At 70.9% G+C, this 14,808-nt stretch carries 15 protein-coding genes; 6 read left to right on the top strand and 9 right to left on the bottom strand.

The features are described from left to right. Window positions 1-5: 5 nt before the first annotated feature. The 4 genes from LV79_RS09665 to LV79_RS09650 form a co-directional block, all read right to left on the bottom strand. On the bottom strand, window positions 6-1,481 hold the full coding sequence (locus LV79_RS09665) for a serine/threonine-protein kinase (protein WP_285469427.1): 1,476 nt from the start codon (window positions 1,479-1,481) through the stop codon (window positions 6-8). A gap of 185 nt (window positions 1,482-1,666) precedes the next feature. Continuing rightward, on the bottom strand, window positions 1,667-1,906 hold the full coding sequence (locus LV79_RS09660) for a hypothetical protein (RefSeq protein ID WP_253834250.1): 240 nt from the start codon (window positions 1,904-1,906) through the stop codon (window positions 1,667-1,669). A gap of 226 nt (window positions 1,907-2,132) precedes the next feature. Next, window positions 2,133-2,342, bottom strand: a complete 210-nt coding sequence (locus LV79_RS09655) for a DUF397 domain-containing protein (RefSeq protein WP_253834249.1) — start codon at window positions 2,340-2,342, stop codon at window positions 2,133-2,135. After that, a complete protein-coding gene (locus LV79_RS09650; protein ID WP_253834248.1) occupies window positions 2,339-3,220 on the bottom strand; it encodes a helix-turn-helix domain-containing protein in 882 nt (293 codons plus the stop codon). Before LV79_RS09650 ends, LV79_RS09655 begins: the two co-directional genes overlap by 4 nt. Window positions 3,221-3,750: 530 nt before the next feature. On the opposite strand from LV79_RS09650, the gene LV79_RS09645 reads away from it, so the two are divergent. Next, window positions 3,751-3,909: a hypothetical protein gene (locus LV79_RS09645; protein WP_253834247.1), complete on the top strand. Its 159-nt coding sequence runs from the start codon at window positions 3,751-3,753 to the stop codon at window positions 3,907-3,909. A gap of 160 nt (window positions 3,910-4,069) precedes the next feature. Here the strand turns inward: LV79_RS09645 and LV79_RS09640 are convergent, their stop codons facing one another. Together LV79_RS09640 and LV79_RS09635 are read right to left on the bottom strand one after the other, a co-directional pair. Beyond that, window positions 4,070-4,822, bottom strand: a complete 753-nt coding sequence (locus tag LV79_RS09640) for an SAM-dependent methyltransferase (protein ID WP_253834245.1) — start codon at window positions 4,820-4,822, stop codon at window positions 4,070-4,072. Between the two features lie 120 nt (window positions 4,823-4,942). Next, window positions 4,943-6,433 (bottom strand): MFS transporter, encoded by a 1,491-nt coding sequence (locus tag LV79_RS09635; protein ID WP_372495335.1) that lies wholly within the window; start codon window positions 6,431-6,433, stop codon window positions 4,943-4,945. A 101-nt stretch (window positions 6,434-6,534) separates the two neighbouring features. Between LV79_RS09635 and LV79_RS09630 the strand changes: the two genes are divergently transcribed. Beyond that, complete coding sequence (locus tag LV79_RS09630; RefSeq protein WP_253834243.1) at window positions 6,535-7,182, top strand: TetR/AcrR family transcriptional regulator; 648 nt, start codon at window positions 6,535-6,537, stop codon at window positions 7,180-7,182. Between the two features lie 105 nt (window positions 7,183-7,287). Then, complete coding sequence (locus tag LV79_RS09625) at window positions 7,288-7,896, top strand: class I SAM-dependent methyltransferase (protein ID WP_253834241.1); 609 nt, start codon at window positions 7,288-7,290, stop codon at window positions 7,894-7,896. Between the two features lie 360 nt (window positions 7,897-8,256). Here LV79_RS09625 and shbA read toward each other — a convergent pair whose 3' ends face one another. Then, entirely contained in the window at window positions 8,257-8,823 is a 567-nt protein-coding gene (gene shbA, locus LV79_RS09620; RefSeq protein ID WP_253835963.1) for an RNA polymerase sigma factor ShbA, read from the bottom strand. 793 nt (window positions 8,824-9,616) lie between these two features. Here shbA and LV79_RS09615 point away from each other — a divergent pair. From LV79_RS09615 to LV79_RS09605, 3 genes are all read left to right on the top strand, one after another. Then, window positions 9,617-10,573, top strand: a complete 957-nt coding sequence (locus tag LV79_RS09615; protein ID WP_253834239.1) for a D-2-hydroxyacid dehydrogenase — start codon at window positions 9,617-9,619, stop codon at window positions 10,571-10,573. A gap of 114 nt (window positions 10,574-10,687) precedes the next feature. Further along, window positions 10,688-11,983, top strand: a complete 1,296-nt coding sequence (locus LV79_RS09610) for an acyl-CoA dehydrogenase family protein (RefSeq protein WP_253835954.1) — start codon at window positions 10,688-10,690, stop codon at window positions 11,981-11,983. 19 nt (window positions 11,984-12,002) lie between these two features. Further along, on the top strand, window positions 12,003-13,196 hold the full coding sequence (locus LV79_RS09605) for an acyl-CoA dehydrogenase family protein (RefSeq protein ID WP_253834237.1): 1,194 nt from the start codon (window positions 12,003-12,005) through the stop codon (window positions 13,194-13,196). 4 nt (window positions 13,197-13,200) lie between these two features. On the opposite strand, the gene LV79_RS09600 is transcribed toward LV79_RS09605, so the two are convergent. Then, window positions 13,201-13,596 carry a hypothetical protein gene (locus LV79_RS09600; RefSeq protein WP_253834232.1) on the bottom strand — a complete coding sequence of 132 codons (396 nt, stop codon included), beginning with the start codon at window positions 13,594-13,596 and terminating at the stop codon, window positions 13,201-13,203. Window positions 13,597-13,652: 56 nt separating this feature from the next. Then, a complete protein-coding gene (locus tag LV79_RS09595) occupies window positions 13,653-14,807 on the bottom strand; it encodes an acyl-CoA dehydrogenase family protein (protein WP_253834231.1) in 1,155 nt (384 codons plus the stop codon). Window position 14,808: the final 1 nt, after the last annotated feature.

The raw sequence follows: 14,808 nt of genomic DNA, 5'->3' as shown, positions 1-14,808 counted from the left end.
GCCCGTCACCGTGAATCGGAGTCGATGAGGTAGCGCCCATCGAGCAGGACGACCTTCACCGTCTTCTTGTTCGCGACCTCCCCCGCCGCGCCCTTGACCGTGACGTCGACCGGCACGTTCACCGAACCGTCCTGGTTGGACGTGACGCCGTTGGCGTTGCGGGAGGCGATGTACTGGAACTGGCCCCAGTACTGCTGGAAGCCCGCGAGGTCGCCGAAGACCGCCTTGCCGTTGGGGCCGAGCATCTCCCAGCGCTGCTGCGGCGAGCTGTCGCTGCCGTAGTAGGCGATGACCGCGCGGCCCGCCGCCGGGTAGTCGCCGATCTTCTGCGAGACCACCGGCTGGGCGGAGGTGGTCGGTGGCTGGGTGGTGGGCGGGTCCTGGCTGACCGTCACGATCGTGGTGGTGACGGTGTTGGTGCCCGGGGTGTCCGAGGAGCCGGTGAGCACCAGGGTGACCGCGCCCGCGAGCACCACGACGCCGAGCAGCAACGCGATCAGCACCACCCGGTTGGGGGCCTGCGGCTGCTGCTGCGGCTGCGGCGCGGGGTGCGGCGCGCCGTGGTCGACCGGCGGTTGGCGCTTGGGCTGGCGCTTCGGCCCGACCTGGCGGGTCGGCTGCTCGTGCATCGGGTTCGGCCCGGCGGGCACCGTGCGCTGCTCGAAGTTGGGGACCTGCAGCGGCGCGGTGGGCAGCGCCAGCATGGACGCCGCCTCCTCCATCGTCGGCCGGTCGGTCGGCTCGGCGCGCAGCAGCGTCATCAGGGTCGGGGTGAACGCACCCGCGCCGCGCGGCGGGGTGACCTCGCCGGAGGCCACCGCGTGCAGCAAGGCGAGCGGGTTGGGGTTCAGGCCGAACGGCGGCGCGCCCTCGACGGCGTGGTAGAGCGTGGCGCCCAGGGAGAACACGTCGGAGGACTGGCTGGGGTCGTGGCCGCGGGCGATCTCCGGGGCGAGGTAGGCGGGGGTGCCCGCGAGCATGCCGGTCTCGGTGACGGTGCCGTCGTCGATGGCCCGGGAGATGCCGAAGTCGGTGATCTTCACCGTGCCGCCCGCGCCGAGCAGGATGTTGCCCGGCTTCACGTCGCGGTGCACGATCCCGGCCGCGTGCGCGGCGGCGAGCGCGGCGGCCACCTGGGAGCCGATGGCGGCGACCTGCTCCGGCGGCAGCGGCCCGTCCTCGGCGATGACCGCGGACAGGCTGCGCGAGGGCAGGAACTCCATCACCAGGCAGGGGTCGCCGTCGTGCTCGGCGACGTCGAGCATCGCGATGGCGTTGCGGTGCTGCAGCCGCGCGGCGATCCGCGCCTCCCGCATCGCCCTGCGGCGCGCCTCGTCGGCCTGCGCCGGGGTCAGCCCTGGCCGGATGATCAACCGCTTGAGCGCGATGACCCGCTCCAGGCGCTCGTCGCGCGCCCGCCAGACCACGCCCATGGCCCCGCTGCCGACGGACTCCTCCAGCCGGTAGCGGCCTGCGATCAACTGACCCTGTTCGATGACCAGGTACTCCTCGCGTGCGTGGACCGACCCCCGACTGGAGGGACCGAGAGTAGCGAATCACACCGACGGGCGATCATCCATCCACGCCTGGTGGTGCGCTGGATTCGGTTCGTCACAGCGAGTTCACGTCCGCGGGTCCGCACCGCACGCCGGTGCCCCCTCCGTGATCACCGATCGGGGCCCGGGGTGAGCAGACCACCGGCGATCGCACGCACCAGCCGGGTGGCCGCGGCGGCCGGGAAACCCAGCTCGCGGTGCGGGGCGTTGCCGCGCACGCGCAGCCGGTCGCCGGATAACGAGAGCAGGACGCACGCACCGGTGGTGCACCGGGAAGCGCGCCGGAAACCGGCGTTCACCACCGGTCCTGGTTCGGGTTCTGGCTCATTCGACAGCAGCGCACCGGACATGGGTCGCCCCCTCCCAGCCCCGACACCGATGACCAGGCGGCGGCGCGCAGGGGCGCGGCAACCCCGGGCGCGGGCGATCACGCGGTGGGCGGTCCCCGTGCTCGGATCGGCGGTGTCGGACGACCTCGTCACCCGAGGTTACCGGATGGTTACCAGACGCGCCAAGACCCTCCGCGGCCGCGTCTCGAGGCGGGCAGCGGAGGGTCGGCGCGGGAGCGGGTGGACGTCAGCCTGCGAGCAATCCACCTGGCACGAGGTCGAACTCACCGTTCTTGACCCCCGCGGTGAAGGCCACCCACTCCTGTGCGGTGTAGGTGTGCGCGGGAATGGTCAGGTTCTTGGAGTCGCGCAGCGAAACGGTGCCGTCCGCGAGCACGGCGACCTGGACGCAGCCGCCAGTGGAGCAGAAGCTGCTCTGCCGGTAAGTGGTGTTCATCGGGGCTGTTCTTCCTTGCTCGAATAGTGTTCCATCATCGAAAGAATCATGTCCCGGCTGGCCTCGGCGGAGAGGCACTTGCGGCCGAGATCATCGAATATCCGCGTGTAGCGGGTGATGTCGCTCTCCTGTTCGAGCCACCGATCACCAGCGCTGAGTTCGATGTGGACCGAGTTGCGGTCGTACTCGCTCTCGAACGTGAAGACCACGAACGTGCACTGGATGGCGATATCGGGCCCTGCCGCGAAGGGGTAGACGCGCAGGGTGACACCTTGACGCTCACTCGCCTGCAACAACGCGGCCAGCTGGTCGGCCATCACCTTCGGCGATCCGACGACGCGGTGCAGCGTCGCCTCGTCGACGATGACGCCGATCCTGGGCTGGTCCTCGCGCTCGACGAGAATATCCTGGCGCTTGAGGCGCAGGCGTACCCGCTTCTCGCGTTCGACATCGTCGTCCCGGGGGTAGATCGCGCGGAACAACTCGCGCGCGTACTCCTCCGTCTGGAACATCCCGGGAAATGTCGACTGCACGTAGTAGCGGATGTTGGAGGCCTCGGATTCCAGCGAGATGAAGGTGTCCATCGCACTGGACACCACATCCGCCAGGTCCTGCCACCACGCCTGCCTGCGGCCGTCCCCGGCCAGCCGCAGCAACTGGTCGCGCAACCGCTGGTCGCCCACCCCGTAGAGGTCGAGCAGGTCGCGCACGTCCCGAGCCTTCGGGACCCCCTGCCCCGTCTCCAATCTGCTGATCTTCGACGGCGAGCACTCCAGGTGGTCGGCCGCGTCCTCCAGGTGCAGCCCGCGCAGCTCGCGGAGCCTGCGCAGTTCCTGCCCAAGGCGACGCCGCGGGATCAACGGCGTTTGCGACGGCATCAACGCCTCCTCGCGCCATGCAATTGCCGGACGGGATTGCTCGCCCGGATCGATGTTCGACGGTACCACTGGTTGAACTCGGCACGACCAGCGGACGGCCTGTTCCCGCCACCTGTGACCAGGCACGATCCACTGAGGACCGGACGGCCCGAGCTTGCGTGGTGCAATTGCATGACACCCGGATGGGGGTTCCCCGAACGGTGTACGGAGCGACGGCGAGTGGCCAATTTTCCGTGCAATCGCATTGTGTAGTTGCGCATGACACTTGCCCCATGGACTTGAGTTTCGGAATCTGCGGACGGACTTGCGTTGCCGCCCCGGCGGGCGGTCCCCTCGGTGCGGGCGCGCGGCGGGATGACGGCGGCGGCGCGGGTTCGGCGGCGACCGAAAGCCGCGAAGGCGCTGTTCATGATCACCACCTCGCTCCCGTCCCGCCCCGGCGCCGCGGCCCGCGACGGCGCCCGCCGTCCGCCGCGCCAGTGGCCTGGTTGCCACTGGCGCAGACAGAACAGTGGCGTAGACGGACTTCGGTGGCCAGCAACGAGGTAGCGGCCGTCCCGGGTGCCGACCGCCGCCGACTGCGGATCGTGATCGGCGCCCCCGACCGCCCTGACGTGCTCCTTGGCCGAGATCGGCGACCGCGCCGGGCAACCGGCGCGATCGCGGCGATCTCCGCTCAGGTGCGCTGACCAGGCGAAACCCCGGCACCGACGGCAGAAATGTCGTGCTGGTCACGGTGATCGCGACCAAGTCGCACCGGTCGGCGCCGCGACACCGTCGACCGAGCCGCCAGATGCCGTTGACCTGGCCAAACGGGACGCGGCGCGGACTCGGTCCACCGGGGGTTCCTCAGACCTTGCGGGCCACGACCGCGTAGGTGAGCGACTGGGCCGGGTTCCCGGCGGCCGGTTCGTCCGGTCGCCAGAGCGGGGTCCAGACCACACCGGGCGGCTCGACCACCAGGCCGTCGACCAAGTCGGCGACCTGGGCGCGGTCGCGCGGCGTGGCCGGGGAGCCGCTGCTGGCGTAGAGGCGCAGGACGTCCTCGCGCTTGTCCGGTGCCCCGTCGGCGGTGCCGTGGGTGATGGCGAGGTAGCTGCCCGGGGCGATGGCGTCGGTGTAGCGGCGCAGCGGTTCGTGCGGCTCGTCGACGAAGTGCAGCACCGCGAGCATCAGGAGCCCCACCGGCCGGGTGAGGTCGAGGACCTCGGCCGCGGCGGCCAGCACGGCGTCGGTGTCGCGCAGGTCGCCGAGGACGGCGGTGGCGTTGGGCGCGTCCGCCAGCTCGATCTCGCTGTGCGCGATGGCGATGGGGTCGTTGTCGACGTGGAGGACGCGGGCACCGGGGGCGATCTCGTGCACGTTGCCGACCGTCGGGATGCCGGAGCCGAGGTCGAGGAACTGGGTGACACCCGCGTCGACACCGAAGCGGACCGCGCGGCGCAGGAACCCCCGGTTGAGCCGGGCCGCGTCGGCGGCACCGGGCATGACCCGCAGGAACTGCTCGGCGAACGCGCGGTCGGGGGCGAAGTTGCAGGCCCCGCCGAGCAGGTAGTCGTAGATCCGCGCCGGGTGCGGCCGGTCCGGATCGATCTCCGCCACGTCAGTCCTCCAGGCCCGCGCTCCCTTGCCGTGCGGCAATCGTAGCCGGCCGGGCGCCCCGGCACCCCGCAAACGCGCGAAGGGCCCCCGACCGGTCGGTCGGGGGCCCTTTGTGGACTGTCACATGTGGACAGCGGGTCCCGCGGTGCGCAGCTCCTCCGGCACGCCGGGGCGCAGCACGAAGGCGCAGATGACGCCGCCGACGCCGAACAGGATGGCGCTCCAGGTGAACGCCGCGCTGTAGCCCGACACCGCGGCGGCCATCGGGTTCGCGCCGGAGACCAGCGAGTCGGTGACCGCGGTGGCGGCGATGGTGCTGAACAGCGCGGTGCCGATGGAACCACCGATCTGCTGCACGGCGTTGATCGCCGCGGAGGCGACCCCGGAGTCCTGCGGGTCGACACCGGCGATGCCGACGTTCATCGCCGACGCCATCGTCAGCCCGATGCCGAAGCCCGCGATCAGCAGCGCGGGCAGCACCGCGCCCGCGTACTTGCTGTCCGCCTCAAGCAGCGCGAGCAGGCCGATGCCCGCACCGGCGAGCAGCATGCCGACGGTCACCAGCAGCCGCGGGCCGACCCTGGGCAGCAGCACCGTGGTGGCCAGCGTGGCGCCGACCATCAGCGTGCCGATCATCGGCAGGAAGCCGAGACCGCTCTCCACCGGGGAGAACCCGAGGTTGACCTGCATGAAGTAGGTCAGGAACAGGAAGATGACGAACATCCCGGCGCACAGCACGAAGATGGCGAGGAACGAGCCGCCCCGGTTGCGGTGCAGCAGGATGCGCAGCGGCAGCAGCGGGTGCGCGGACTTGGTCTGCCAGGCGATGAAGCCGATCAGCAGCACCGCACCGGCGATCAGGAAGCCCCAGGTGTCCGGCGCGCTCCACGACTTGGACTCGGCGTTGCCCAGGCCGAACACCAGCGCGAACATGCCCGCGGTGGCGGTGACCACGCCGATCAGGTCGATGCGCGGGCGCTCGGTCGACTCGCGGCCCTTGGCCAGCAGCGCGATGCCGCCGATGAAGCCGATCGCGGCGAAGAACAGGTTGACGTACATGCACCAGCGCCAGTTGAGGTACTCGGTGAGCACGCCGCCGAGCAGCAGGCCGATCGCGCCGCCCGCGCCGGAGATGGCGCCGAAGATGCCGAACGCCTTGCCGCGCTCGGCCGGGTCGGTGAACGTGGTGGTCAGCAGGGAGAGCGCGGCGGGGGCCAGCAGCGCGGCGAACACGCCCTGGCCGACGCGGGCGGCGACGAGGACCTCGAAGCTGCCCGCGGCGCCGCCGACGGCGGAGGCGAGCGCGAAGCCCGCGACGCCGACCAGGAAGGTGATCTTGCGGCCGAACAGGTCGGCGACGCGCCCGCCGATGAGCAGCAGGCTGCCGAAGCTCAGCGCGTAGCCGGTGATCAGCCACTGCCGCTGGTCGTCGGTGAACCGCAGCGCCTCCTGCGCCGACGGCAGCGCGATGTTCACCACGGTGGCGTCGAGGATCACCATCACCTGGGCGATGGCGATGACCGCGAGGATCAGCCAGCGCTTCGCGTGACCGTGGTCCGGTTGCTCCTCCGGCGGTGCCGACGTCTTCACGGGCAGGCTGGAATCGGACAGAGTCAAGGTTTTCTCCCCCGCTGCGGATGTCCACTGTGGTGTCAGGCGACGCTAACACAGAAGCGGAGGAGTTCCCTCCGCTTTTGCGCTAAGCTGAGAGCGTGACCTCAGACACCGAAAGCGGTAATCGGCCGCTGCGCGCCGATGCTGAGCGGAACCGCGCGCGGATCGTCGAGGCCGCGCGGGTGGTCTTCGCCGAACACGGTATCGCCGCGTCCCTCGACGACGTCGCGCGCGCCGCCGGGGTGGGCATCGGCACCCTCTACCGCCGCTTCCCGACCAAGGAAACCCTGCTGTCGGCGGTGTTCGACCAGGTGGTCACCGAGATCACCGACCTGATCGACGGGTACGCCGCCGACCCCGACCCGCTGGCGGGCCTGATCGGGCTGGTCACCGACGTCCTGGAGCGGCAGTCCGGCGACCGGGGCGTGTTCGAGATCTGCACCAAGGCCGACTTCGGCCACCTGGACCGGATCGCCGAGCACTACACCCCGGCGGTCGAGGGCCTGGTCACGCGGGCCAAGGCGGCGGGCCTCGTGCGCGCGGACCTCACCGGGACCGACATCGCGCCGGTGATCGTCATGCTGTCCGCCGTGGGCATCGCCACCCGGCGCGCGGACCCGGGGCTGTGGCGCCGCTACCTGGCCCTGGTGTTCGACGGCATCCGCGCCCCGGGGACCTCGGAGCTGCCGCCGAACCGGGTGTCGCACACCGCGCTCATGGAGGCCATCAGCTCGGCGCGCCTGTGACCGACCACTGTGGACGCTCCCGGGCGCCCGGGTGGCGGCGGTCGGGGTTGATCTCATCCGGGCACACCCCTGGACCACCCGCGACTACGGCGGCATGCTGTGCGCGTGGCTACCGAGAACCCAGCGTTCGACCTGATCGGCAAGCGGTACGACGAGTCGTTCGTGGAGCGCGACGTCCAGATCGCCGAGGCGGCGTGGCTGGTCGAGCAGCTGCCCGCGGGGGCGCGCGTGCTCGACCTCGGCTGCGGCAGCGGCCTGCCGACCGCCCAGCAGCTGCTCGCGGCGGGCCTGTCCGTCGTCGGCGTCGACGAGTCCCAGGTCATGCTGGACCTCGCCGCCGACCACGCCCCCGGCGGCGACTTCCGGCACGGCGACCTGCGCGAACTCGACGACCTGGGTCAGTTCGACGCGGTCGTGGCGTTCTTCGCGCTGCTGATGCTGCCCAAGGCCGAGATCGAGTCCACCCTGCGCGCCATCCACGGCGTCCTGACCGGCCCCCGCCTCCTGCTCCTGAGCATGGTCCAGGGCGACTTCGACACCTTCCCGGTCAACTTCCTCGGCGCCCCCACCACCGTCTCCGCCTACCCCCCGGACCAACTCCGCCAGATCGTCACCGACGCGGGCTTCACCGACGTCACCCTCCGCGAGTTCGAGGCCGAGGCCGAACCGGGCCGCATCGAGGTCCAGCTCTACCTCCGCGCCCGCGCCGCCTGACCCCGGCGCTCGCTCCCGTTCGGCCGCCAGAGCCGCACGCCCGATCCACTGTGGCCCACGGCGGGATTCGCGGGGAGTTGTCCACAAGGGCTCGACTTGTCCACAACCACCCTGGTCACCCCTTGACAGCGGCCGGAAAACGGCAGGCTGAGTGTGGGTGGCCCCCGGGTGGGTGGGGTCTGCCGTGCGGCCGGAGGTCGGCGGCGGAGCGGGCTCGCCGCCGGGGTTGGAGATCGCTCGACGGCGGTGCGGTGTGGCCGGACGATCAGGACTTGCGGCGGCTGGGCCGGGAAAACCAGCGACCGCTGGGTCGCGGCACACAACGCGACCCAGCGGCCTGTGGTGAGAAGGCTTGGGGGCTTACAGCCAGTCGGTGGCGGTGAGGCTGCCGCGCAGGCGGGTGAGGGCTCGGTGCTGGGCGACGCGGACCGCGGTGGCGGTGAGGCCGATGGCGGCGGCGGTCTCCTGGGCGGAGAGGCCGACGACCAGGCGCAGGACCAGGATCTCGCGCTGGCGGGGGGCCAGGGTGTCGAGCAGGCCCGCGAGGCGGGAGCGCATCTCGGCGCGCAGCGTGACCTGCTCCGGGCCGAGGCTGTGGTCCACGGTGTCGGGGACGTCGGCGACGGGGTCGGAGCGGTCGCGGCCGGAGCGGCGGTAGTAGTCGGCGACCTTGTGGGAGGCGATGCCGTACACGAACGGCAGGAACGACTCCTTGTCGTCGGAGTACCGTGGGAGGGCACCGAGGACGGCGAGCAGGATCTCCTGGGCGACGTCGTCGGCGGAGGAGAACGCGGAGCCGGTGCGGCCGATGCGGGCGCGGCAGTAGCGCGTGATGGCCGGGTTGATCCAGGTGAACAGGGTGCCGATGGCCTCCTGGTCACCGTCGAGCGAGGCGGCGACCAGTTCGTGGAAGGCCGAGCTCTTCAAACGGGCGAACACGGCGTCGGTCCCCGGGGTCCTGGTGGCGGCGGGCTGGGCAACCGGAAGCTGCGCCGGGGCCGTTTCAGACACGGACGAGGAAGCTGTCGCACTCACATGAGCCCCCAGATGTTGCGGCGCACCGGTTAAAGCAGGAGGTACGCCGTCGAGGTCCGGAACGGCGTTGGTGTCCCGGCTCACCGTCCCATCCACCCGCTTGACAGTCGGATGCGATGGTGGCCCTGACGCAGAGTGATGGTAGCCGGGGCGCTGACTGTGCACCAGGGGTATCGCTGCTGCATACGGGGGATGTTTTCGTATTCAACCTCACAGCCGGAAGGGCACAACGACCCTATCCGGCCCGTGGTTGGACCCCGGTTCACGGACAGCCCGGTCCGCCATGCCCCTGGTCAGTGGTCTGGGTCACTTCGGTGCATGGTCCGTGCGGCTCGGGATATCCCCAGGTGGGACGTACTGTAGCGACGTTGACCCGATCCGGGAACCACCTTCGGGGGGTCGTTTTCTCGCTGGCCAGGCAACCTTGATCCATCTCGGCGCCGGGCGGTACCCGAGAGTAAGGATCATGCTTACTCCGTTCGTGTACTCATTCTCACGAATGGAGTAAGACTAGGCATACAGAAACGAGCATGATCCACTGAAGGTATCCCCCTACCGTGGCAGACACCCGTGCTGACCTGGGAGAATGCGGTATCAGCCGGTGGTTTGACACCCGCCCGACCGGTTCCTAGCGTTGCCTGCTTGTCTGGCCACGGCCATCACCCGAACGGGGAGCCCCACTCGTATGGACACCCGCCCACGGCCGACCGTCGTGGTCCTGCACGGCACCGACCGGCCGCCCGACCTCACCCGGGTCGAGGCCGTCGCCACCGTGCGGCGCACGACCGCCGACCGGCTCGGCGGCGCGCTCGACGGCGCCGACGTCCTGTTCGTCTGGGACACCCGCACGACCGCCCTGCAGCGCGTCTGGCCCGCCGCCGACGCGCTGCGCTGGGTGCACGTCGCCAGCCCCGCGGTCGGGCACCTGCTGTTCCCCGCCCTGCGCGGCAGCGACGTCACCCTCACCAACGCGACCGGCGTCTTCGACGAGCCGATGGCCGAGTACGTGCTCGGCCTGCTGCTGGCCTTCGCCAAGCACCTGCCGACCACGCTGCGCGACCAGCAGCGGCGCCGGTGGCAGCACCGGCAGACCGAGCGGGTGGCCGGGTCGCGCGCGCTGGTGGTGGGCACCGGGCCGATAGCGCGGGCCATCGGGCGCAAGCTGGGCGCGGTCGGGGTGACCGTCAACGCCATCGGTCCCACCGCCCGCACGGGTGACCCTGACCTGGGTGATGTGCAGCCGATGTCGCAGCTGAGAGCAGCGGTCGCCGAGCACGACTGGATCATCCTGGCGGTGGCGCTCTCCCCGCAGACCTCGGGCCTGGTGGACGCCGAGCTGCTGCGCGTGGTGCGCCCGACCGCGCGGCTGGTCAACATCAGCCGGGCCGGGCTGGTGATCACCGCCGACCTGGTCGACGCGCTGGACTCCGGGCGGCTGGCGGGCGCGGCGTTCGACGTGTTCGCCGACGAGCCGCTGGCGCCGAGCTCGCCGCTGTGGGGGATGCCGAACGTGCTGATCTCCCCGCACCTGTCCGGCGACGTCGCGGGCAGGCGGGAGGAACTGGTCCGCCGGTTCGCCGAGAACCTGGAGCGGTACGCGGCCGGGTTACCGCTGGCCAACGTGGTGGACAAGTCGCGCTAGTCGGCCGCACCGTTGCTACTCTAGAGTAGGTACTGCGGGGTAGGCACGGGCTCCCCGCGAGCGGCGAGCACGAGGAGCGCGATGGCGGGCAGCGATCAACCCAGGCGCGATGCCATGGGCGCGGCGTTGGCCGTGCTGAACCGGCTGGCAGGCACCGTTGTCCTGGACCGGCTCGGGTTGCGCAAGCCGGTGGAGCGCGGGGTCTACCAGGCGACAAAGGGTGGCTTCACCGCTGCAGGCGCCGCTGGCCGGGCGTTCACGAGCGCGCGCAAGCTAGCTGCGCCGCAACGTCCGAAGCCCAGCGGCGACCCCGGCCTGTTCGACCTGACTCCCACCGAGGACCAGGCGATGATCCGGGAGACGGTGGCCGAGTTCGCCGCGGAGCGACTGCGCCCGGCCGCGGTCGAGGCCGACGCCCGGTGCGCGGCGCCCGCGACCGTCCTGCGCACGATCGCCGACATGGGGGTGACCCTGGTCGGGGTGCCGGAGGCGCTCGGCGGGGTCGGCGACGAGCGGTCAGCGGTGACGAACGTCTTGGTCGCCGAGGCGATGGCGCAGGGTGACATGGGGTTGGCCGTGGCGTGCCTGGCACCGTCGGCGGTGAGCACGGCGCTCGTGCTGTGGGGCGACGCGGAGCAGCAAGCGACCTACCTGCCGTCGTTCGTCGGGGACAACGTGCCCGCCGCGGCGTTGGTGGTCCAGGAACCGCGCGCGCTGTTCGACCCGTTCTCCCTGCGCACCAAGGCATACCGGACGCCGAGCGGGTTCGTGCTCGACGGCGTGAAGTCGATGGTCCCGCGCGCGGCGGAGGCAGAGCTGTTCGTCGTCGCGGCCGATGTGGACGGTCGTGGGCCCGCACTGTTCATTGTGGAATCCCGGAGCTCCGGCGTGTCGGTGGAGTCCGACCCCGGGATGGGGTTGCGCGCGGCGGGAATGGGGAAGGTGCGGCTCGACCAGGTGACGGTCCCGGCGGCGGCGTTGCTGGGTGGCGGCAAGGCGGAGGTGTACGCCGAGTGCGTCCGGCTGGCGCGGATCGGTTGGTGCGCCTTGGCTGTCGGCACCGCGCAGGCCGTGCTGGACTACGTGATCCCGTACGTGAACAACCGCGAGGCGTTCGGGGAGCCGGTCAGCCACCGGCAGGGCGTCGCGTTCAAGGTGGCCGACATCGGCATCGAGCTGGAAGGCATGCGGTTGCTGACCTACCGGGCGGCGGCTCGGGCCGAGCAGGGCAAGCCGTACGCGCGGGAGGCGGGGCTGGCGCGCCGGTTGTGCGCGGAGCAGGGCATGCGGATCGGCAACGACGGCGTGCAACTGCTCGGTGGGCACGGTTTCGTGAAGGAGCACCCGGTGGAGCGCTGGTACCGCGACCTGCGCGCGGTCGGGCTGGCCGAGGGGATCGTCCTCGTCTGAGGGCGCGGAGGAGCACGCGATGATCAACCTTGACGTCCCGGCCAAGTTCGCCCAACTGGTCGACCAAGCCCACCAGGCGGCTGCGGAGTTCTTCCGCCCGCACTCGCGCAAGTACGACCAGGCCGAGCACACCTACCCCAGGGAACTGGACATGCTCGCCGCGCTGCTCGACGGGCTGGCCGCGTCCGGCGGCGGCGCGGGTGCCGGTGGTGTGCGGCGGGGTGGCGCCCAGGCCGGGGGCAACCAGAACGGCGCGAACCTGCGGCTGCTGCTCGGCACCATCGAGATGTGCTGGGGCGATGTCGGCCTGCTGCTGTCGATGCCGCGCCAGGGCTTGGGCAACGCCGCGATCGCCTCCGTGGCCAACGACGAGCAACTAGCGCGCTACCAGGGCAAGTGGGCGGCGATGGCGATCACCGAACCGGACACCGGCTCCGACTCGGGCGCGATCCGCACCACCGCCGTGCTCGACGGCGACCACTACGTGCTCAACGGCGAGAAGATCTTCGTGACCGCCGGTGAGCGCGCCGACTGCGTCGTCGTGTGGGCCACCCTGGACCGCTCGCGGGGCAAGGCCGCCATCAAGTCCTTCGTGGTCGACCGGGGCACCCCCGGCTTCACCCTGGTGCGCCTGGAGCACAAGCTCGGCATCCGCGCGTCGGACACCGCGCACTTCCGCCTGGAAGACGTCCGGGTGCACAAGGACAACCTCCTCGGCAGCCCCGACATCCAGGGCTTCGCCGGGGTCATGCAGACCTTCGACAACACCCGCCCGCTGGTCGCCGCCATGGCCGTCGGCGTCGCCCGAGCCGCACTGGAGGAGACCCACCGGATCCTCACCGAGGCGGGCATCCCCATCGACTACGACCGCCCCGCCCTCACCCAACCCGCCGCGGCCGCCACCTACCTCCAACTGGAAGCCGACTGGGAGGCCGCCTACCTGCTGTCCCTCCAAGCGGCGTGGATGGCCGACAACCGCAAGCCCAACTCCCTGCAGGCCAGCATGGCCAAGGCCAAAGCGGGCCGAACCGCCACCGACATCACCCTGCGCTGCGTAGAGCTGACCGGCTCCCTCGGCTACAGCGAGAACTCCCTGCTGGAGAAGTGGTCCCGCGACTCCAAGATCCTCGACATCTTCGAAGGCACCCAGCAGATCCAGCAGCTGATCGTCGCCCGCCGCCTGCTCGGGAAGTCGTCCACTGAACTGAAGTGAGGGCCTAGTCCCAGTGGTTGAAGAGGGCTTCGCCGACGGTGGTGGGGTGCCAGTACTTGATGTCGGATGGCAGGACGTGCGGCCAGTCCTCGGCGCGGAAGGGGGCGTCCAGTTCGGCGAACGACAGTGCGCGGTAAGGGGTCGAGCGCAGTTCGGCGAGCAGGGCAGGGTGATCGACGAAGGTCAAGGGCCCGGCGTCAAGCGAAACGGTGGGCCTTGCGACCGCGGTGAAGGCGTGCGTGCGGGTGGCGACAACGGCGATCGTCTCGGTGCGGTAGGTGAGAACGCACTCGTGGAAGTTCGGAGTGACGCCGGTAGCGACACGGAACTCGACATGCGTCGCCGTGGTGCGGCGGGCCAGTGCGTGGCAGGTGCCGCGGAAGGTCTTGAGGTCGTCCACCGGGACAACCTAGCTCGGGGGACCGGGCAGGTGTCCCCCGAGCGGGTTGGGACCGGCTAGCGGAGGCCGAGTTCGCGGGCGATGAGCATGCGCTGGACCTCGCTGGTGCCCTCGCCGATCTCCAGGATCTTGGCGTCGCGGTAGAAGCGGCCGACGGGGAACTCGTTCATGAAGCCGTAGCCGCCGAAGATCTGGGTGGCGTCGCGGGAGTTGTCCATGGCCGCGTTGGAGGCGACGAGCTTGGCGATGGCGGCCTCGCGCTTGAAGGGCTGGCCGCGCAGCATCTTGGCGGCGGCGGCGTAGTAGGCGAGGCGGGCGGTGTGCACCCGGGTCTCCATGTCGGCGATCTTGAACTGGATGACCTGGTACTCGCCGATCTTGCGGCCGAAGGCCTCGCGCTCGTGCACGTACTTGAGCGACTCGTCGACGCAGCCCTGGGCCAGGCCGACCGACAGCGCGGCGATGGCCACCCGGCCCTCGTCCAAAGTGGACAGGAACTGGGCGTACCCGCGGCCGCGCGCGCCGAGCAGGTTCGCCTCCGGCACCCGCACGTCGTCGAAGGCGAGCTCGTGGGTGTCCGAGGCGTTCCAGCCGACCTTGGAGTACTTCTTGCCCACGGCGAACCCGGGGGTGCCCGCCGGGACGATGATCGTCGAGATCTCCTTGCGGCCGTCGGCCTTCACGCCGGTCACCGCGGTGACCGTGACGTGCGAGGTGATGTCGGTGCCGGAGTTGGTGATGAACGCCTTCGACCCGTTGATCACCCACTCGCCGCCCTCGAGGCGGGCCGTGGTCCGGGTCGCGCCAGCGTCGGAGCCGCCGCCCGGTTCGGTCAGGCCGAACGCGCCGAGCCGCTCACCGGCGGCGAGGGCGGGCAGCCAGCGCTCCTTCTGCTCGTCGGTGCCGAAGCGCGCCAGCGGCATGGCGCCGAGGGAGACCCCGGCCTCCAGGGTGATCGCGACCGAGGAGTCGACGCGCGCGAGTTCCTCCAGCGCCAGGCACAGCGCGAAGTAGTCGCCGCCCATGCCGCCGTGCTCCTCGGCGATGGGCAGGCCGAACAGGCCCATGGCGCCCATCTTGGCGACGATCCCGTACGGGAACTCCTCCCGCTCGTAGAAGTCGCCGATGACCGGGGCGACCTCCTCGCGGGCGAACTCCTGCACGGTCTTGCGCAGCGCCTCGTGCTCCTCGGGCAGGGTCAGGTCGATCACG

The sequence above is a fragment of the Actinokineospora globicatena genome (assembly GCF_024171945.1).
Taxonomy (GTDB): domain Bacteria; phylum Actinomycetota; class Actinomycetes; order Mycobacteriales; family Pseudonocardiaceae; genus Actinokineospora; species Actinokineospora globicatena.
The sequence above is the reverse complement of the archived record's forward strand: the minus strand, read 5'-3'. Positions and strand labels throughout refer to the sequence as shown.